General features: G+C 65.7%; 16 protein-coding genes. 6 read left to right on the top strand and 10 right to left on the bottom strand.

The features are described from left to right. Positions 1-34 precede the first annotated feature (34 nt). Positions 35-850, bottom strand: coding sequence for a prephenate dehydratase (gene pheA, locus SG26_RS08955; protein WP_050037401.1), 816 nt, complete (start codon positions 848-850; stop codon positions 35-37). A gap of 224 nt (positions 851-1,074) precedes the next feature. Between pheA and SG26_RS08960 the strand changes: the two genes are divergently transcribed. Beyond that, complete coding sequence (locus tag SG26_RS08960) at positions 1,075-1,407, top strand: DUF4234 domain-containing protein (RefSeq protein ID WP_023843073.1); 333 nt, start codon at positions 1,075-1,077, stop codon at positions 1,405-1,407. A gap of 65 nt (positions 1,408-1,472) precedes the next feature. On the opposite strand, the gene SG26_RS08965 is transcribed toward SG26_RS08960, so the two are convergent. The 8 genes from SG26_RS08965 to SG26_RS09000 all read right to left on the bottom strand — a co-directional run bounded on the left by SG26_RS08965 (position 1,473) and on the right by SG26_RS09000 (position 9,996). Then, positions 1,473-2,102, bottom strand: a complete 630-nt coding sequence (locus SG26_RS08965; protein ID WP_014039224.1) for a hypothetical protein — start codon at positions 2,100-2,102, stop codon at positions 1,473-1,475. Between the two features lie 141 nt (positions 2,103-2,243). Then, the gene (gene lpdA, locus SG26_RS08970) at positions 2,244-3,662 is read right to left on the bottom strand and encodes a dihydrolipoyl dehydrogenase (protein WP_050037402.1); all 1,419 of its coding nucleotides are present in this window, start codon (positions 3,660-3,662) and stop codon (positions 2,244-2,246) included. Between the two features lie 39 nt (positions 3,663-3,701). Next, complete coding sequence (locus SG26_RS08975) at positions 3,702-4,010, bottom strand: hypothetical protein (RefSeq protein ID WP_050007658.1); 309 nt, start codon at positions 4,008-4,010, stop codon at positions 3,702-3,704. Positions 4,011-4,155: 145 nt separating this feature from the next. Next, positions 4,156-5,796: a dihydrolipoamide acetyltransferase family protein gene (locus SG26_RS08980; protein ID WP_050037403.1), complete on the bottom strand. Its 1,641-nt coding sequence runs from the start codon at positions 5,794-5,796 to the stop codon at positions 4,156-4,158. A 3-nt stretch (positions 5,797-5,799) separates the two neighbouring features. After that, on the bottom strand, positions 5,800-6,798 hold the full coding sequence (locus SG26_RS08985; RefSeq protein ID WP_050037404.1) for an alpha-ketoacid dehydrogenase subunit beta: 999 nt from the start codon (positions 6,796-6,798) through the stop codon (positions 5,800-5,802). Continuing rightward, positions 6,795-7,901, bottom strand: a complete 1,107-nt coding sequence (pdhA, locus tag SG26_RS08990; RefSeq protein WP_050037405.1) for a pyruvate dehydrogenase (acetyl-transferring) E1 component subunit alpha — start codon at positions 7,899-7,901, stop codon at positions 6,795-6,797. The genes SG26_RS08985 and pdhA overlap by 4 nt, the downstream gene beginning before the upstream one ends. A 172-nt stretch (positions 7,902-8,073) precedes the next feature. Continuing rightward, on the bottom strand, positions 8,074-9,003 hold the full coding sequence (lipA, locus tag SG26_RS08995) for a lipoyl synthase (protein ID WP_050037406.1): 930 nt from the start codon (positions 9,001-9,003) through the stop codon (positions 8,074-8,076). A gap of 159 nt (positions 9,004-9,162) precedes the next feature. Then, positions 9,163-9,996 (bottom strand): bifunctional 2-polyprenyl-6-hydroxyphenol methylase/3-demethylubiquinol 3-O-methyltransferase UbiG, encoded by an 834-nt coding sequence (locus tag SG26_RS09000; protein ID WP_050037407.1) that lies wholly within the window; start codon positions 9,994-9,996, stop codon positions 9,163-9,165. 187 nt (positions 9,997-10,183) lie between these two features. On the opposite strand from SG26_RS09000, the gene SG26_RS09005 reads away from it, so the two are divergent. Together SG26_RS09005 and SG26_RS09010 are read left to right on the top strand one after the other, a co-directional pair. Next, positions 10,184-12,553: a DEAD/DEAH box helicase gene (locus SG26_RS09005; protein WP_050037408.1), complete on the top strand. Its 2,370-nt coding sequence runs from the start codon at positions 10,184-10,186 to the stop codon at positions 12,551-12,553. 205 nt (positions 12,554-12,758) lie between these two features. Next, entirely contained in the window at positions 12,759-12,998 is a 240-nt protein-coding gene (locus SG26_RS09010) for a hypothetical protein (protein ID WP_225306736.1), read from the top strand. 270 nt (positions 12,999-13,268) lie between these two features. Here the strand turns inward: SG26_RS09010 and SG26_RS09015 are convergent, their stop codons facing one another. Next, positions 13,269-13,925 carry an HAD family phosphatase gene (locus tag SG26_RS09015; RefSeq protein WP_014039234.1) on the bottom strand — a complete coding sequence of 219 codons (657 nt, stop codon included), beginning with the start codon at positions 13,923-13,925 and terminating at the stop codon, positions 13,269-13,271. A gap of 117 nt (positions 13,926-14,042) precedes the next feature. Here SG26_RS09015 and SG26_RS09020 point away from each other — a divergent pair, with 117 nt between their 5' ends. From SG26_RS09020 to SG26_RS09030, 3 genes are all read left to right on the top strand, one after another. After that, positions 14,043-14,765: a topoisomerase DNA-binding C4 zinc finger domain-containing protein gene (locus tag SG26_RS09020; protein ID WP_050037409.1), complete on the top strand. Its 723-nt coding sequence runs from the start codon at positions 14,043-14,045 to the stop codon at positions 14,763-14,765. Positions 14,766-15,028: 263 nt separating this feature from the next. Next, a complete protein-coding gene (gene endA / locus SG26_RS09025) occupies positions 15,029-16,063 on the top strand; it encodes a tRNA-intron lyase (RefSeq protein WP_050037410.1) in 1,035 nt (344 codons plus the stop codon). 141 nt (positions 16,064-16,204) lie between these two features. After that, a complete protein-coding gene (locus SG26_RS09030; protein WP_050038263.1) occupies positions 16,205-17,854 on the top strand; it encodes a tryptophan--tRNA ligase in 1,650 nt (549 codons plus the stop codon). The last annotated feature ends 144 nt before the right edge of the window (positions 17,855-17,998 follow it).

Here is a 17,998-nt window from a genome sequence, read left to right on the forward strand (position 1 = left end):
AACGCTTGAACGGGGCCGGCGGTGTCCCGCTGACTCAGTTGACGACCGTCTGCGAGTCGTACGACCCCAGCCGGCGGACCCAGCCCTTCTCGGCGATGTCTTCGATGTCGGCGAGGGCGTCCTGCGTGCGCTGCTCGTAGAGGCCGGCCGAGATGTCGATGTGGAAGACGTAGTCGCCCAGGCGCTCGCCGCTGGGCCGGGACTCGACGCGGGTGAGGTTGATGTCGCGGGCTGCGAACGGCTCCAGCAGTTCAAGCAGGAGGCCGGGGTAGTCGACGTCGGGGTAGACGATGAAGGAGGTCTTGCCGCCGGCCTCGCTGCGCTCGCTCGTCGGTGCGACGACGACGAAGCGGGTGGCGTTCGAGGACTGGTCCTGGATGTCCTCGGCGAGCACCTTCAGTTCGGTCCCGTTGGTCGCGTTCTCGGGGTGGCCGATAGCGGCGATGTCCGGGTCGCCGCGGGCGCGTTCGACGCCGCGGGCCGTCGACGCGACGGCCTCGACGTTGACGCCGGGGTAGTGCTCGTCGAGCCAGCCGCGACACTGGGCCAGCGCCTGGGCGTGGCTGGCCACCAGCGAGAACGACTCGTCCTGTGCGAGCAGCGCGTGGCGGATCGGCGTGATAATCTCCTCGACGACGGCAACGTCGTACTCCGCGAAGGCGTCGAGCGATTCGGTGACGGAGCCTTCGATACTGTTCTCGACGGGGACGACGCCGCGCTCGGCCTCGCCGCTGGCGACGGCTTCGACGATGGCGGTCACCGACTCGGAGAAGGATATCTCGTCGTCGGTGACTGCCTGTGCGGCGCGGTGGGAGTAGGTCCCCTCGGGACCCAGGGTAACAGTGGTCATACCCGGGGTACAGCGGTGGGAACCAAAAGAACCGTGGTCATCGGCAAGCGCTGTGCCGGGGCGGTCGCGGTATCCGTCTGACGCTGTCTCGGTGGCGTCAGCCGCCGTTCAGGACAACCGTGCCAGGTCCTCGTCAGTGCCGTGCCAGACAGGCACCCGTCCGACTGCTTGCGAATCTACAGCGGGTGTACTTTTTTCAGCAAGCGTGAGCGAATAGCGACTGTATGTCAGCATCACCGCAAGTGACTGACGCAACCGCGTTCGAAGACGGATCGCTCGGCCTGCAGGTCGTCCTGTTTGTCGTGACTGGAACGCTCTATGGCCTGTACTGGCTGTACAAGACCGCCAAGCAACTCGATGCAGGGACAGACCAGAACCTGACTCCTATCTTGGCAGTCATTCCTCTCGTAAACATCATCGGGATCTGGCAGATCTCAAACGCGGCGGAAGCCGTCACCGACCAGAGTGGTGTGGTCCTGTTCCTGCTGTTCGTCGTCTTCGGTCCCATTTCGTGGTTCTTGATACAGTCAGGTATCAACGACGTTGCGACTAACTGACGGCGTCCTCGACTTTTCACGGACGTGGAATTTCGCCACTGCTGTATCGCTACCGGTGACACTCCTCACTCGTTGCTACGGTGGAACAGCGCGAGGTGAACGAGAAGGTATCGCGAGGCGTAAAAAACCGTCACGCTGGCGACGAAGGCGAGCAGCGAGACCGTTGCAACCGACAGGCCGAACCCGGAGTCGACGAACGGGTTTCGACCCGTGAACGCGACGTATGCGGACACTGCGTCACCGCCGCCAAGCCCCACAGCGAACAGGCAAAGCGAGAGCACGATTGCCAGTCCGCCGGTCCCGAGGCCGACGTAGCGCGCGAAGTCCTCGGCGTTGAGCGCCGCGTGCGCCTGTCGCTCAGTCAGCGGGGCAAGCCGGACTCGGTAGAGGACTGACCCGACGAGCAACGTCGCACCGAACAACTGCAAGAACCCGCCGAACAGCCCGAGCAACAGCACCTTCGGCGAGGCGACGGCGGGGTCAACTGCCGGGAGAAACGCCGCGGTGCTGTCCGGATACAGACCGTAGATCGGTAGTAACAGTGCCAGCGCACCAAGCAGGGCGCTCTGGAGTGCGAGCGTCCGCGGGACAGTCTGTCTGAGATACGAGTGGCGTTCATAACGGAGTCGCTCGTACGTCGACCCCGAAATGATCGCCTGGGCGATGGTATCGTCGGGCTCTGAGTCAGTAGACATATCTTACCGGTTCCTAGTCACCGACAGTTTACTCAATCCACAATATAACCCTTTTGCACGGCGCAAGATTCTGTCTCTCTGTCAGTAAACACCCACAGAGTTGTGTTTGACTGGGCCTTCGTGAACCAGCCCCACACGTTCTCAGCGCGTGTGAACGGCTTCGCCGCGTGCCGCCGCGGCCGCCTCGTGGACCGCTTCGGAGAGCGTCGGGTGCGTGTGGATCGTCCCGGCGATGTCTTCAAGCCGCGCGCCCATCTCGATACCCAGCCCGAGTTCGGCGATAAGCTCCGACGCTTCCGGGCCGACGATCTGTGCTCCGAGCAGGAACTCCTCGTCAGCATCAGCGACGACGCGAACGAAGCCCTCCTTCTCGTTGACCGTGAGCGCGCGGCCGTTGGCCCGTACCGGCATCTGCCCAGTGACCGGGTCGAAGCCCGCCGCCTCGGCCTCGCTCTCAGTCATCCCGACGGTGGCGATTTCGGGGTCGGTGAACACTGCGGCGGGAATCGCCTGATGGTCGAACGCGGCGGGTTCGCCGGCGGCGGCTCTCGCAGCGACCTCGCCTTCGGCCATCGCCTTGTGGGCAAGCATCGGCTCGCCGGCCACGTCGCCGACTGCGAACACCGACTCGTACGCCGTCCGGCACTGGTCGTCGGTCGGGATGACGCCGTTCTCGTCCGTCTGGAGGTCGATGTTCTCCAGCGCGAGCGTGTCCGTGACCGGTTCGCGCCCGACCGCGACAAGACATTTCTCGGCGTTATACTCGGTGACCGCGTCGTCTTCGTCGACGGTCTGGACGCGAATGCCCTCCTCTGTCTCGTCCCAGTCGTCGGCCGCCTCGCCGAAGTTGAAATCGATACCCAGGTCCTCGGCGCGGTCCCGAACGACCGTCGCGATGTCGTCTTCGTAGCCGGGCAACACGTCATCAAGCATCTCGACGACCGTGACCTCCGCGCCCAGTTTCGCGAACACCGTCGAGAGCTCCATGCCGATGTAGCCCGCGCCGACGACGAGCAGCTTCTCGGGGACCGATTCGAGCGCGAGCGCGTCCTTCGAAGAGAGGATGTGCTCGCCGTCGAACTCGAAGCCGGGGACCGCCATCGGTCGGCTCCCTGTCGCAACGATGGCGTGTTCGAACGACAGCGACTCCGAGCCTTGCCCATCGCCGCCGTGGGCGACCCGGACCGTCCCGTCGTCGACGAACTCGGCGGTCCCCTCCACCAGATTGACGCCGGCGCTCTCACACAGCGACTCGACGCCCCGTGTCAGCCGTGTGACGACGCCGTCTTTCCACTCTGTCATCCCGGCCATGTCGACGGCCGGGTCCGCGAACACACCCATCGATTCGGCCTGCCGGGCGTCGTGGGCGACGTCCGAGGCCGAGATGAGCGCTTTCGAGGGGATACAGCCGTGGTTCAGGCAGGTCCCGCCGTAGGCGTCCCGCTCGACGAGCGTCGTGTCCAGTCCCAGTTGCGCGCCCCGGATCGCGGCGACGTAGCCGCCCGGACCGCCGCCGATAACAAGCAGTTCGGTTCCCGTAGTGACATCTCCGACGACCATACCGGTGCCTCGTCCGGGTCCGTGAAAAGCTATCGCCCTTCACCTCGCTGTCGTGTCTCGCGTGCGCCGGCGATACAGATAATAGCCGACGACCGGTACCGACACCGCAAACGCCGGGAGCAGTGTCGATCCCACCCCGTGGACGATGCCGGCGAGCGCATACAGCGGTGTCGGGGACCAGTCGCCGTCGGTCCGCCGGAGCTGTCGACTGTCGAGAAAGAGGCCGACCGTGAGAAGCAGGCTGAACAGCACACTCGCCCAACTGGCGAGGACGGTCAGAGCAAACGCGCCGAGGAACGTTCCGAGACTCGCTTCACCGGCCGACCCTGACGATATGAACAGGTCCATCGACAGCCGGGAGAGGGCCATACACCCCGGCGGCAAGACGAACAGCGCGGCTAATCCGTACCAGATCCATGTGTCTCTCGTGGAGGGCATCACCAGCCCTGTCGTTCCAGTGACCCGTTTCGGTTTCGATTGCGAACCCGAGCGGCTACTCTAACAGGAGTCGCGTCGGGTCCGCCAGGTACTCCTTGAGCGTGTTGACGAAGCGTGCGGCGTCTGCCCCGTCGATGACGCGGTGGTCGATTGCTAGCGAGAGCGGGAGCGTGGGTTTTGCGACGACCTCGCCGTCTTCGGCCACCGGCCGCTCCTTCAGCGCCCCGATCCCGAGAATCGCCGTCTCTGGGACGTTGATTATCGGGCTGGCGTACTCGCCGCCGATGGCCCCGAAGTTCGTGACGGTGAACGTCCCGCCCTGCATCTCCGACCGCTCGATGTCACGCTCTCGGGCCCGCCCGACGAGGTCGTTGATCTCGTCTGCGAGTTCGACCAGGCCCTTCCCGTCCACGTCGTCGACGACCGGCACGACCAGTCCGTGGTCGGTCGCTGCCGCCACGCCGATGTTGTGGACGTCTCTGTAGACGATTTCCTCGTTTTCGGTGTCCAGGGCCGTGTTGAGCACCGGGTGCTGGTCCAGCGCCGCGGCGACGCATTTCACCACGAAGGGCGTGTACGTCAGCGTGACGTCGCGCTCCTCGGCGAGCGGTTGTAGTCGCTCGTGTGCCTCGACGAGGCCGGACACGTCGACCTGGTCGTGGTGGGTCGCGTGGGGCACCTCTCGCCGGGATCGAGCCATCTGTTCGCCGATGGACCGACGGACGCCACGGTACGGTTCGCGGCGCTCGCCGTCGCCTGTCTCGACGGCTGTCGTTTCGGCCCCAGCGCCGCCCGCCTCGGCTGCCGTTCCCGCCGCACCACCTTCGGCGCTGACAGCTTCGGCATCAGCCGCCTGCGCGGCCTGTTGTGCCTCCGCGTACGTCCGAACGGCCGACTCGTCGACGTAGGGCTGGCCGTCCCGGGTCTGGTCGGTCGGGACGGCGTCGATGTTCACGTCGAGTTCGCGGGCGGCCTTTCTGGTTGCCGGCGTCGCCAGCGTCTGGTCGCGATTGGCGGCCGCCTGTCCGTCACCGGAGACACTTCTGACGGCTGACTTGACAGCATTCCCGTCGTCTGTGTCCGCATCGTCGACCTGCGAAACTGCTGTGGTCGGGCCGTCCCCGTCGTCGGACGCCTCCGAAACGACCGACGTGGGGCCGTCGTCACTGTCAGCCGTCTCATCGGCTGACGCCGTGGCCGCCTCGACGTCCCCCTCGGTGACGCGACCGCCCGGCCCGCTCCCGTCGACGGCCGCGATGTCGACCCCCTTCTCACGGGCGAGTCGGCGAACGCTCGGCGAGGCGAACACGCGGCCGTCGGCCGTGCTTGCGTCCGACTGGTCCGACGCATCGGCCGCTGTGGCTTCGCTCGCAGTGTCGTCGGCTACTGCCTCTGTGGTAGCTTCTGCCGATTCGGCGTCGGCCGCACTGCCAGCCGCCGCGTCGGCCGCTTCGGCATCGCCCGCCTCGTCGATAGTGATGAGCACCTCGCCGGTCTGTACCATCTCGCCGACTTCGGCGTGCAGTTCCTGCACGACGCCGTCGACCGGCGACGGCACGTCGACGGCGGCCTTGTCGGTTTCTACCTCCGCGAGGACCTGATCCTCGGTGACGGCGTCGCCCGGCGAGACGTGCCAGGTCAGCACCTCACCCTCTGCGACCCCTTCACCGAGGTCCGGGAGATTGAACTCGAACATGCGTCAGAACTCCACTGCCTCTCTGATACCGTCTTTGATGCGGGCGGGTTCGGGGAGGTAGTAGTCCTCTAAGGCGTACAGCGGGTAGGGCACGTCGAAGCCGGTCACCCGCGTAACGGGGGCCTCCTGATACAGCAGGACTTCCTCCTGAATGGTGGCGATAATCTCGCCGGCCAGCCCACCGGTCTTGGGGGCTTCGTGGACGACAGTCGCTCGCCCGGTCTTCTTGAACGACTCGACGATGGCGTCAGTGTCCATCGGCGACAGCGTTCGCAGGTCGACCACTTCGGCGTCGATGCCCTCCTCGGCCAGTTCCTCGGCGGCTTCGACCGTCGGCCGGGTCATCGCGCCCCAGGTGAACACGGACACGTCGCTCCCCTCACGACGGACCTTCGCCTCGCCCAGTTCGACCGTGTAGGGGTCGTCGGGGACCTCCTCGCGGAACGACCGGTAGATGAGCTTCGGTTCGAGGAAGATGACGGGGTCCGGGTCCCGGATGGCCGCCGTCAGTAGCCCCTTCGTCTCCTTCGGCGTCGACGGGACGACGACTTTCAGCCCCGCCTCGTGGACGTAGAACGCCTCCTTGGATTCGGAGTGGTGTTCCGGCGCGCGGATGCCGCCGCCGTAGGGCGCGCGAACGGTGAGCGGGCAATTGTATCGGCCGCGGCTCCTGTTCCGAAGTCGGGCGGCGTGACTGACAATCTGGTCGAACGCGGGGTACATGAACCCGGAAAACTGCATCTCCGGCACCGGCCGGAGCCCGTAGGCGGCCATGCCGATAGCCGTCCCGACGATGCCGGCCTCCGCGAGCGGCGTGTCGATGACCCGCTCGTCACCGAACTCCTCGTGGAGTCCCTGTGTCGCCCGGAAGACGCCGCCATTCTTCCCGACGTCCTCGCCCATCACGACCACGTCTTCGTTCCGTTCCATCTCGCCGTAGAGGCCGTCACGAACGGCCTGTACGAGCGTCAAGCTCTGTGTGTCTGCGTCCTGCGTACTCATTCCAGTAGCACCTCGTCGCCGTGTCGTTCGCGCAGGTCTTCGAGGTAGTCCAGTTGCTGTTCGAGTCGCTGTGGCATCTCCGCGTACACGTCCGCGAACATCTCTTCCGGTTTCGGTCGCTCGGTCGCCTCGGCCTCGTCGATAGCTGCAGCCACCTCCTCCTGAACCGATTCGTCGATGGCGTCGACCCGCTCGTCGTCGAGCAGGCCCCGGTCCCGGAGGAACGCCTCCATCCGCGGAATCGGGTCTTTCTGCTTCCAGTGCTCGACCTCGCTGTCGTCGCGGTACACCGACGGGTCGTCGGCGGTCGTGTGCGCGCCGAAGCGGTACTGCACTGCCTCGATCATCGTCGGGCGGAGTTCACCCTCTGGTGGGTCGTGCGCCTTGTCGACGGCCTCGCGGGTCACCTGATACACCGCCAGCGGGTCCATTCCGTCGACCTGGACGCCGTCGAAGCCGTAGGCGTTGGCCTTCTGGGCGAGCGTCTCGCTGGCCGACTGGCGCTCCCGTGGCACCGAAATCGCCCACTGGTTGTTGTTACAGAAAAACACCGCTGGCACATCGAACACGCCAGCGAAGTTCAGGCCTTCGTGAAAGTCGCCCTCGGAGGTCGCACCGTCACCGAAGTACACGAGGGCAGCGGTGTCATCGCCCTTGAGTTTCGATGCCCACGCGGCCCCGGTCGCGTGTGGGATCTGCGTCGCGATTGGGACCGCAAACGAGAACGCCTGAACGTCTTCCGGCGGCGAATTACCCGACTCCGACCCCATCCAGTACAACAGGTCGTCCGACAGGGGCCATCCCTTGACGTACATCGCGAGATGTTCTCGGTAGCTCGGGAAGGCCCAGTCGCCGTCTCGCAGCGCGAAGGCGCTGCCGACCTGCGAGGCCTCCTGTCCCGACATTGGGGGGTAAGTCCCCATCCGGCCCTGCCGTTGCAAACTCACTGCCCGCTGGTCGAAGTGCCGGCCAAGTTTGAGATACCGGTACATCTCCACCAGTTCGTCGTCCGAGAGGTCCGGCACCGTTGCGCCGTCGACCACTGTCCCGTCTTCATCGAGAATCTGTACCCTGTCCGCTGGGTCGCGCTGGAGGACACTCATAGAAACCGCCTCCGTCGAAGTGGCATACAACGACTGTTCACTCGCACTACCTTTAGAGCTTTCGCGGGGCTGAAAAACATCTCCGACGTAGGTATTACTGGGAATATGGGTGCCTAAGACATTCTGAGCCGGTTTAAATTCTGCCCAATTTATTAGTGATAACTCCGATGTATCAGTTGTCAGCGCGCACTTTCGCCCGCGCCTCGTCTGCACTCTGGCCCTCACGCAGGACGCTCTCGACGAACAGTTCGCCGGCCCGGTATGACGACCGAACCATCGGTCCCGAGGCGCAGTACAGGAAGTCGAATTCCTCCTCGGCGACCCGCTGCCAGGTGTCGAAGGCGTCCGGATGGACGTACTCCGAGACCTCCAGATGCGAGCGGGAAGGCTGGAGGTACTGGCCGAAGGTGACCACGTCGACGCCGGCCTGCCGGAGGTCCGACAGCGTCTGGTACACCTCGTGGGCGTACTCGCCGACGCCCAGCATCAGGCTGGTCTTGCTGTAGCAATCGCTCTCGCGGTCGACCTGCCGAAGCACCGAGAGGGACTGCTCGTAGCCCGCCCGGCGGTCCCGGACTGGCCACTGGAGCCGGTCGACTGTCTCGATGTTGTGGGCGATGACATCCGGGCCGGCGTCGATGATCTTTCGTACAAGGTCCGGTTCACCCTGAAAATCGGGGATGAGACACTCGACGAGGATTGACGGGTCACGCTCTTTGATGGCCCGGATCGTCTCGGCGAAGTGGCCCGCGCCCTGATCGGGCAGGTCGTCGCGGTCGACGCTGGTCAGCACCACGTAGTCCAGCCCGATCTCCGCGACGGCGTCGGCCACCTGTTGTGGCTCGTCGGGGTCTAACGGGTCCATCCCGCCTGTCTCTACGTCACAGAAGTTACAGCCCCGCGAACAGCGGTCGCCCATTAGCATGAACGTCGCCGTCCCCGGTCCGTCGCGCCCACTCCAGCACTCTCCGAGGTTGGGGCAGTTGGCCTCTTCACAGACCGTGTTGAGGTTGCGGTCCCGGAGCGTCTGCTTGATATCGGTGAACCGCTCGCCCGACGGTGGCCGCATCTTCAGCCAGTCAGGCTTGCGCGAACGACTCATTACCCGGAGTTAGGTTCGCCCGGTCAAAAACGTGCGGGGGTCGCGTGTTCCGTCACCCACTGTGTGGACGGACCATCGGACGAGTAGGCAGCCCAGACGAAGCGACCGCCACTCGCTCGTGTCCCCACGAGTACACACTCTACTGTCCGCGTGGCCGACTCACGCCCGGCAGACGGCAAGCATGTGTGCGGACATGTCGACGGCGGTCCGGTCCGTACGGAGTTCGTCGACGAGCGCTCGCACACCGGCCCGCTGGTGCGCTGACAGTTCGTCAGCGGTTCCCCGGAGCGGGGCGGCGGCGAGTACCGACGCGAGCCCTTCCAGCCCGACCAGCGTCTCGACGGTCACTCCGCCCGCCTCTAACAGCGCCTCGAACTCGTCGGCGCGGAAGAAATGGGTCTCGGTGAACGCCGCGTCGTGCCCGAGTTGCGCCACGAAGGGGCGGTCGTAATCGCCCGTCTCGGCGAGTTCGGCCGCATGGACGAGGTGTTCCGACTCGCCGACCAGTGAGAGTACCAGCCAATTGAGCCGCCCCATGACGGAGGCGAACACCGGACTCCCGGCTTTTGTTACCCGACGGACCTCCCGTACGGCGGCTGCCCGTTCGTCAGCGTCGAGTATATGCGAAAGCGGCCCACCCAGACACAGCGTCGCGTCGAATACGTCCCGTTCGAACCCGAGGTCGCGCACGTCGCCCGCCCCGACGGTCACCCGCTTCTCGTGCCCATGCTCGGCGATTTTCTCCCGCGCGATAGCCCGCTGGCCCTCGCTGGGATCGACGAGCGTGACGTCGTACCCCTGTTCGGCCAGCCAGACGGCGTACCGACCAGCCCCGCCGCCTACGTCGAGGACGTGTCCCGTGTCGGGGAGGTTCGCTTCGAGCTGTGCAACGGTCCCCGACCACTCCAACTGCCCGTGTAGCGTGGCTGTCAGGCGGTCCCACTCGCTCTCGTCGTTCTCGTCGTAATAGTCCTCGGGGTCACTGATAGGCACGCTTTCGGACTGTCAGCCGGCCGGGTTAATTCTTGGCCAGCAGTGTGGGGCGCTCACAACGACCAGCCACACGGCGACCCCGCAAATGTGGCCACGTCTCACCCGCTTTCGCTCCCCCATAGAAACGCCTTTGCCGTCGCGGAACTGCGACTGTGACGTGTCATCCAGAACCGACAGCGAGCCGACTGTGGCGGTCGCGGAGGTGCTCCCCGAGTTTGCCGACGCCTTCCCGTTCGAGGAGTTCAACCGGATGCAGTCGGCGGCCCTGCCGGCCCTGCTGAACCGCGACGACAACGTCGTCGTCAGCGCGCCGACGGCCAGCGGGAAGACCGCGCTGGCGGAACTGGCCATCTGCAAGACGCTCGCCGAGGACGGGACCGCGCTGTTTCTCGCGCCGCTACGCGCGCTCACCAACGAGAAGGAGAGCGAATGGGAGCGCTTCGAGGACCTGGGCTACTCCGTCTACGTCGTCACCGGCGAGCGGGACCTGAACCCCCGCCGCGCCGAGCGGGCCGACATCCTCGTGATGACACCGGAGAAGGCCGACTCGGCCACCCGGAAACACGAGACCAGCCGCTACTCTTTCATCACTGACGTGGACTGCTGTGTCATCGACGAGGTCCATCTGCTCGATTCGGACCGGCGGGGGGCGGTGCTCGAAGTCACCGTCTCGCGGCTCCGCCGGCTCTGTGACCCGCGGGTCGTGGCGCTGTCGGCGACGATGCCGAACATCGACGACGTGGCCGACTGGCTTGATGCCCCCGACGAGACGACCTTTGCTTTCGGCGAGAAGTACCGACCCGTGCCGCTGAACGCTGACGTGAAGACCTACTCCCACGGCGAGAACGCCTTTGCCGACAAGTACCGGCGGCTCTACCGGGCGCTGGACCTCGCCGAGCCACACATCCGGGAGGAGGGTCAGGCGCTCGTGTTCGTCTCCTCGCGCCAGGACACGGTCCAGGCCGCGAAGAAGGCCCGCGACGAAATTGTCGAGCGAGATATCCCGATGGGTGCACGCGGGGACTACGATTTCCACAACGACGCCGCCGACCTCTCGAACGACACGCTCCGCCAGTCCGTGCTCGACGGCGTAGGCTTTCACCACGCCGGCCTCGCGCGCGAGGACAAGAACAAAGTCGAGCAGTGGTTTAAGGAAGGGAAGATTCAGCTCCTCTTCTCGACCTCGACGCTCGCGTGGGGCGTGAACCTCCCCGCCCGCTGTGTCGTCATCCGGGACACGAAGCTCCACGACCCGCTGGAGGGCGAGGTCGACATGAGCCCGCTCGACGTGCTCCAGATGCTCGGCCGCGCGGGTCGGCCCGGCTACGACGACATGGGCTACGCCTGGGTCGTCTGTGACCGCTCGGACGCCGACAAGTACCGCCGCCTGCTCCGGGACGGCAAGGAGATCGAGTCACGGCTCGCGGCGGAACTCGACGCCCACCTGAACGCCGAAATCGCGCTCGGGACCATCGACGACGTGGACGACGTGATGGACTGGCTCTCCACGACTTTTTACTATGCTCGCTCGCAGTCGGCCCCCAACGAGTATGACGCCGGCAGCGATCTCCGAAACCGGGTCAGTGACACGCTTTCCGCACTCGTCGACGAGGGTTTCGTCGAACAGGACGGTCTCAACGTCGAACCGACGCGGCTCGGGCAGCTAGCCTCGAAGTTCTACCTCCGGCTCTCGACCGCGCGCCGGTTCGCGGACGTCGCCGAACGGTGTCAGGACGCCGCCGACCCGGACTCCGCTGTCTCCGTTGACGCGGACGACCTGCTGACCGCGGTGGCCGGCGCGACGGAGTTCGACAGCGTCAGCGCCCGCTCCGACGAGGAGGACGCTGTCCACGCGGTGCTGGGAGACAGTGTCGACGACAGTCTCGACGCCGGCCAGCGGAAGGTGCTTGCCATCCTCCGCTCGGGCATGACCGGGACGACGCCCACGGAACTCAAAAGCGACGCGTGGGTCATCCGCCAGAACGCCCTTCGCCTGCTCGCGGCGATGCGGGAGTTCGTCGACACGCTCGGCCCGGCCCGCTACGCGAACCTCGCCTGCCGGGTCGAAGCCAGAGTCGAACACGGCATCAGCGCCGACGCGGTGGGGCTGACGGCCATCGACGGCGTCGGCAGCGGCCGAGCGGGCAAACTCGCCGCCGCCGGGCTCACGTCGCCCGCCGACGTGGTCGAAGCCGGCGAGGACGGCCTCGTCCGTGCCGGACTCTCGGACGGCGTCGCCGAACAGGTGCTCGCGAACGCGCGGGAACTCCCCGTCATCAGTATCGACTGGGGCGATTTCCCCGGGACAATCGCGCCCGGCGACAACGACATGCGGGAGGTGACGGTCAGGAACACCGGCGGCAGCGCCCGCGCGGGCCTGCGAGTGACGGTTAACGGGCGCGAGATGACCGCCAAGCCGTCGTATCTCGGCGAGGCCACGCTTCCGGTGGCCGTCTTCGGCGCGGACGCGGACGAACTCACGTTCACCGTCGAGGTCGCGTTCCCCGCGCTGCCGCTCCCGACGATTACCGAAACCCGATCCGTGCTGGTCCGGTAATCGACGTTTCGACTGTCTCTCTGAAACGCGCTCAGATGGCTCGGTAAAATTTACAAAGCTATCTAAAAGCGTTACAGCACTCCGTGAAATATCGTTGAAAGGTGCTGAAATCCGGTTAACATTCCGAAAAGAGCACGAATTATCCCCAAGGGTCTGGCGTTTATATGGGGGTATGGGTTCTTACGAAGAAGTGAGGAAGCCCACAATGTCCAGTGCATCGCCCTTCCGTTCCCCGATGGAAGCCGCCCCCAGTAGCCTCATCCTCCGGTCACTCACTCGTCCCTTGCAATTCATCGCGTTCTGGCTGGCTATCGTCACGCCGCTGGCATATCCGCCGCTGCTGCTGGGCGGGCTGGACAGTCAGAGCTTCCTCATCTTCGTGGGTGTCGTTGCCCTCAACGTCTTCGGCCTGCTGGCAGGCCGAGGATACGGTGACCCCGCCTGACCTGGCCGGGTCTTTCCCCTCCACGCCGGCATTTCACGCTGTTTCGTGACGCTCGAATCTCTGCACACCGTACTAATACCCGAACAGTATCGCTTCCCGGTCTCCGGCCCAGTTCTGTATCGGATCGCTATTACCCACCGCTCCTGATACTGCCGGCTGTACGTCTGTGACGAATATCGCCACTTCGGGGTGGCGAATCTCTTGAAATAGTTACAGCCGGAGTATGAGTCTGCCCTCTCTCCGCCCCTGCAAACAGACTATACTCGGCTGTTATACACCGCCTAACAGCACCTCGTGCAGTGTCGCGGCGTCGTCCGCGATCTCGTGGACCATCGACAGGTCCGTCTCATCGCCGTCGCCCCGGAATCCGACGGTCGTCATCCCGGCGGCGACGGCGGCGCGTGCACCCGCGGTGGAGTCTTCGACGGCCCAGCAGTCCTCGGGCGCGACGCCGAGTTCTGCCGCGCCTCGCTCGTAGATGTCCGGTTCCGGTTTGCCGGGGCCGTCGATGTCGCCGGCACTGATGGCGACGTCGAACTTCGAGAGGAGGTCGAAGCGCTCGTCGGCCACGTCGATCCAGGCCCACGGCGCGGAGGTCGTCAGCGCCAGCGCCACGCCAGCGTCCCGCAGGTCGTCCAGTAGCTCGTGTGCCCCGTCGAGGACGGTCGCCTCTTCGCCGTAAATCCGCTCGCCGTGTTTCTCGAACAGACTCTCGAATACCTCACGGCTGATTTCGAGGTCGTACTCGGCATCGAGGTCCGGATACACTTCCCGGTAGTTCCGACCGGTAATGGCGGCGACAGGGATGTCGTCGTTCGGTGCGGCCGTCGGAAGAATGTCCTCGCGCTGGGCACGGACCCAGTGCTCTTCGGATTGGACGAGCACGCCGTCCATATCGAAACAGACTGCAGCCGGTGGTTCGCTCATTGCCCCCCTGTCGCTCGGCGACGGCTTTGGCTGTTCCGACTCCGGCAGCGGTGACCGTTCGACGGGGCCCTGTCGCCGACTGAGGGTTTAAGTACCGGAACCCGGCCAGGTTGGCCCATGCACGACGGAACCCGTGTGATAGCTGGCGAATGTACGACCGTTTTCGAGGGAACGCGCGAGCGGGAGCAGCGCGGCGACGTGCTCGTCGTCGTCAAGCCGGACAATACCGTCCTCGTTCATGATGCTGAAGGGTATCAGCCGATCGCGTGGCTCACGCGCGCCGAAAGCGTCACCATCGACGACGGGGCGGTGACCGCCCGCGACGGCGACGAACTCCTCCGGGTGGTCCCTCACGAGGAACACGGCAGTGCCCGCTATCCGGCCTCGAACGCTGGTGTCCCGGTGCGTGACTGCCCCGACTGCGCCGGAACGCTGGTCCGCACCCGAAGCGATGTCACCTGTACTGGCTGTGACGCCGCCTACGGAATTCCGAGCGATGCCGCGGTCACCGGCGGCCGCTGTGACGACTGCGGACTCCCCACGCTTCGGGTGGAACGCGGGCGGGCGTTCGAACTGTGCCTTGACCGGGATTGTGACTCGCTGGACGACGCTGTCACCGCGGCCTTCGACCGCGAGTGGGACTGTCCCAACTGCGACGGTGACCTGTTGGTGCTCCGCCGCGGCGGCCTGCTCGCCGGCTGTGAGCACTACCCCGACTGCGACACCGGCTTCTCGATGCCGTCCGGCGTCGTCGTCGGCGACTGTGACTGTGGCTTGCCGCTGTTCGAAACTGCCGGGGGAACGCGGTGTCTGGACAGCTCCTGTTCGGAATTGGGGTGAGGTTTCAAGCCTGTGTTTGCTGGGGGTACAGTTCTGAACCTCCTGAGAGTCTACTTAGCCAGTGTTGCCCAACCGACACTGGGTGGGAATGAAAGGGGCGAGACGCTGGCGGAAGGCGGCTGGTTCAAGCACCGCAGCGAAGCGAGGAGCGCAGACCTGCCCCCGACTCCAGCGTCTCGGGGCTTTCTGGCCCTTTGTGTCCGCGACTGTGAAAACAGACCTGACCCGCAGGGGCTTTGTCGCCGCGGGAGCCACGTCAGAGCATGGAACTGACGCTCGACGGTGATGTCGTGCGGGCCGGCTACGAGGCGCGCGAGCGGTTCTACGACTCGCGCGGCTACGGGAAGGTCCGCAACGGCGACATCGACCTGTCCCCGGTGGAGGCCGCACACCTCCTCTACCGCGGAGATATCGAGAGCATCGACGGGATGGACTTCCGCGCGTTCCTCGGGTCGGCGGCCGTCTCCGAGGTCGATTTCGCCGTCTACAAAGACCTGCGGGACCGCGGTTTTTACCTCACGCCCGCCCGCGAAGGATGGGTCGACGACGCCGCGGGCGCGGACTTCGTGGTCTACCCGCGGGGAAAGGGGCCGTGGGACAACGAAGTGGCCTACCGCGTCCGGGTTATCGGCGAGCGTGATACCGTCGACGCGACGGCCCTGGGCGGCTGCGTGCTGGCGGTCGTCGACGAGGAGAGCGAAGTGACGTACCTCGATACCGACCGACGCGAGGTCTCCGGGACCAGCGACGCCGCCGTCCCAGCGACGGCGGGTGAACTGCTCGGAGAGCGGGTGGTGTGCTGGGAACCGCCGGCGGAGCTGTACGATCAGGCATTCTACGGGCAGCAACTCGGCGACGATGGCGCGGTCCAGCTCTCGCTCGTGGAGGCCGCGTATCTCGCACAGGAGGGGCTGCTCACGGTCGATGGCGGGGCCGACGCTGTCGTCGGGCGGGGTCGCGAGGTCGAGGGCGACCGCTTCGACCGTCGGCTGGCCGTCTATGCGGCTCTGCGAGCGAGCGGCGTCGCTCCGAAGACCGGCTTCAAATTCGGCGCGGACTTCCGGACCTACGCCGACGTCGAAAGTGCCGAGAACCTTGGGCACTCAGAGCTACTGGTGCGGGTGCTGCCGGCCGACCACCGCTTCGAGCCGCGGGACCTCGCGCTGGACGTTCGCCTGGCCCACGGCGTCCGGAAGACGATGGTGTTCGCTCTCACGGCGGACGGCGGCGACGGTAGTGGCGATAGCGGCAACGGCAACGATCTCGAGTGGATCGCCGTCGAGCGGCTGACGCCCTGATCTGGTCGCCACTTCACCGGCCGGTGGTCATTCATTTGTTCCCTGATACGCCGCTCTGTGTGGCGCACCGAAACGAACCCTTTTTGCGCCGACCGGAACCAAAGCACCTGTAACGTGGCTCACCGCGAGCCGACCACATCCATGACAACGGACGACTCCCACCACGACGACGCATCGCCCGACGAGGACCGCCGCCAGTCGGGCGGAACGTGGCGGGAGCCTGACGCCCGCTCCGGCGGCGAGTCGGTGCTACCGGACGGCGGCACTGAGGCCGAAGGGGCCGACGAGGCGACGCTCGACCCCTGGGGCTCCTCGACTATCGCCGACTACCGCAAACTGTTCGAGCAGTTCGGCATCGAGGCGTTCGACGAGGTGCTCCCCGAAGTTCCCAATCCCCACTACCTGATGCGGCGGGGCGTCATCTTCGGCCACCGAGACTACCGACCGGTCGCCGAAGCGATGCGCAACGACGACCCCTTCGCCGCGCTGTCGGGGTTCATGCCGACCGGCGACCCCCACATCGGCCACAAGCTAGTCTTCGACGAAATCATCTGGCATCAACAGCAGGGCGGGGACGCACATGCGCTCATCGCGGACCTCGAAGCTCACAGCGCCCGCGGGCTGTCCTGGGACGAAATCGACGAGCACGCGACGGACTACGTCCTTTCGCTGCTTGCGCTCGGATTCGACCCCGATGAGGGGACGCTGTACCGCCAGTCCGACAACCGCGAGGTACAGGACCTCGCGTTCGAACTCGGCGCGGAGGCGAACTTCTCGGAACTGCAGGCCATCTACGACTTCGACGGTGAGACCGACGTCTCCCACATGCAGTCGGTCGTCACCCAGATGGCGGACATCCTCTACCCGCAACTGGACGAGCCCAAGCCGACGGTCATCCCCGTCGGCCCGGACCAGGACCCGCATATGCGCCTGGCGCGGGACCTCGCCGCGCGGATGCGGTACTTCGGCGTGACGGAGGCCTTCGCCAGCTTCGAGGCCGACGCCGTCGAGCGGACGCTGCTCCGGCAGGCCTACGATGCTCGGGAGGAGTACGCCGAGGACGTCGACCGGCCGCGGTGTGGCGAGGCCGCCGACTGGCTGCGCGACCACCAGCCAGCGCCCGCCGACGCCCGCGAGTCCGTCGTCGCGAAACTCGACGAGGCAGGAAAGGAACCGCTCCGACCGCGGATTCGGTTCCTTGACCGCAACGCCACCGACGTAGCCTTCGAGGCCCTCATCGAAGCCATCGACGGCGAGAAACGGGTGTACGACGAGCACATCGACACGTTCGACCTGGACCACGCCGAGGCTGAGGAGCTGGCTCGCCAGGTCGAACTCGACAACGGCGGCTACGGGTTCCAGCCGCCCTCGTCCATCTACCACCGGTTCATGACCGGCCTCACCGGCGGCAAGATGTCCTCGTCGATTCCGGCCTCGCACATCTCGCTGCTGGATGACCCGGAGGACGGCTACGACAAAGTGAAATCGGCCACCACCGGTGGTCGCTCCACAGCCGAGGAACAGCGCGAGAAGGGCGGGAAGGCCGACGAGTGCCCGGTGTACGAGCTGTACGCCTACCTGCTCTCGGGCGACGACGACGAGTTCGCCAAAGAGGTCTACGACGAGTGTGTTGGCGGCGAACGGCTCTGTGGCGGCTGCAAGGAGCAGGCCGCCGAACTGATGGCCGAGTTCCTCGAAGACCACCAGGAGAAACGCGAAGAGTGGGAGGACAAGCTCGACGAACTCGATATCGACCTCGACTCCGACCGCGCGCCGACGACCGCGGACTGAGAACCGAGCCGAGACACCCCGTCTCGTGTCGAGACGAGTACACGCACAACGCTTTTAGCCGCTAATCACAATCGCTCAGATATGGCACCCGAATCCCACCCAGGCGTCGCTCGTCAGCCACTCGACAGTCCGGGGTTCGGCTTC

It is taken from the genome of Haloarcula sp. CBA1115 (genome assembly GCF_000827835.1).
Taxonomy (GTDB): Archaea; Halobacteriota; Halobacteria; order Halobacteriales; family Haloarculaceae; genus Haloarcula; species Haloarcula hispanica.

What these genes read in the sequence shown, in the direction of transcription:
- lpdA (WP_050037402.1), bottom strand. Translation starts at nt 3,662, where the DNA reads ATGGTCGTCGGAGATGTCACTACGGGAACCGAACTGCTTGTTATCGGC.
- SG26_RS08985 (WP_050037404.1), bottom strand. Translation starts at nt 6,798, where the DNA reads ATGAGTACGCAGGACGCAGACACACAGAGCTTGACGCTCGTACAGGCC.
- endA (WP_050037410.1), top strand. Translation starts at nt 15,029, where the DNA reads ATGGAACTGACGCTCGACGGTGATGTCGTGCGGGCCGGCTACGAGGCG.
- SG26_RS09020 (WP_050037409.1), top strand. Translation starts at nt 14,043, where the DNA reads ATGCACGACGGAACCCGTGTGATAGCTGGCGAATGTACGACCGTTTTC.
- SG26_RS09030 (WP_050038263.1), top strand. Translation starts at nt 16,205, where the DNA reads ATGACAACGGACGACTCCCACCACGACGACGCATCGCCCGACGAGGAC.
- lipA (WP_050037406.1), bottom strand. Translation starts at nt 9,003, where the DNA reads ATGAGTCGTTCGCGCAAGCCTGACTGGCTGAAGATGCGGCCACCGTCG.
- SG26_RS08965 (WP_014039224.1), bottom strand. Translation starts at nt 2,102, where the DNA reads ATGTCTACTGACTCAGAGCCCGACGATACCATCGCCCAGGCGATCATT.
- SG26_RS09010 (WP_225306736.1), top strand. Translation starts at nt 12,759, where the DNA reads ATGTCCAGTGCATCGCCCTTCCGTTCCCCGATGGAAGCCGCCCCCAGT.
- SG26_RS08980 (WP_050037403.1), bottom strand. Translation starts at nt 5,796, where the DNA reads ATGTTCGAGTTCAATCTCCCGGACCTCGGTGAAGGGGTCGCAGAGGGT.
- SG26_RS09015 (WP_014039234.1), bottom strand. Translation starts at nt 13,925, where the DNA reads ATGAGCGAACCACCGGCTGCAGTCTGTTTCGATATGGACGGCGTGCTC.
- pheA (WP_050037401.1), bottom strand. Translation starts at nt 850, where the DNA reads ATGACCACTGTTACCCTGGGTCCCGAGGGGACCTACTCCCACCGCGCC.
- SG26_RS08975 (WP_050007658.1), bottom strand. Translation starts at nt 4,010, where the DNA reads ATGGACCTGTTCATATCGTCAGGGTCGGCCGGTGAAGCGAGTCTCGGA.
- pdhA (WP_050037405.1), bottom strand. Translation starts at nt 7,901, where the DNA reads ATGAGTGTCCTCCAGCGCGACCCAGCGGACAGGGTACAGATTCTCGAT.
- SG26_RS08960 (WP_023843073.1), top strand. Translation starts at nt 1,075, where the DNA reads ATGTCAGCATCACCGCAAGTGACTGACGCAACCGCGTTCGAAGACGGA.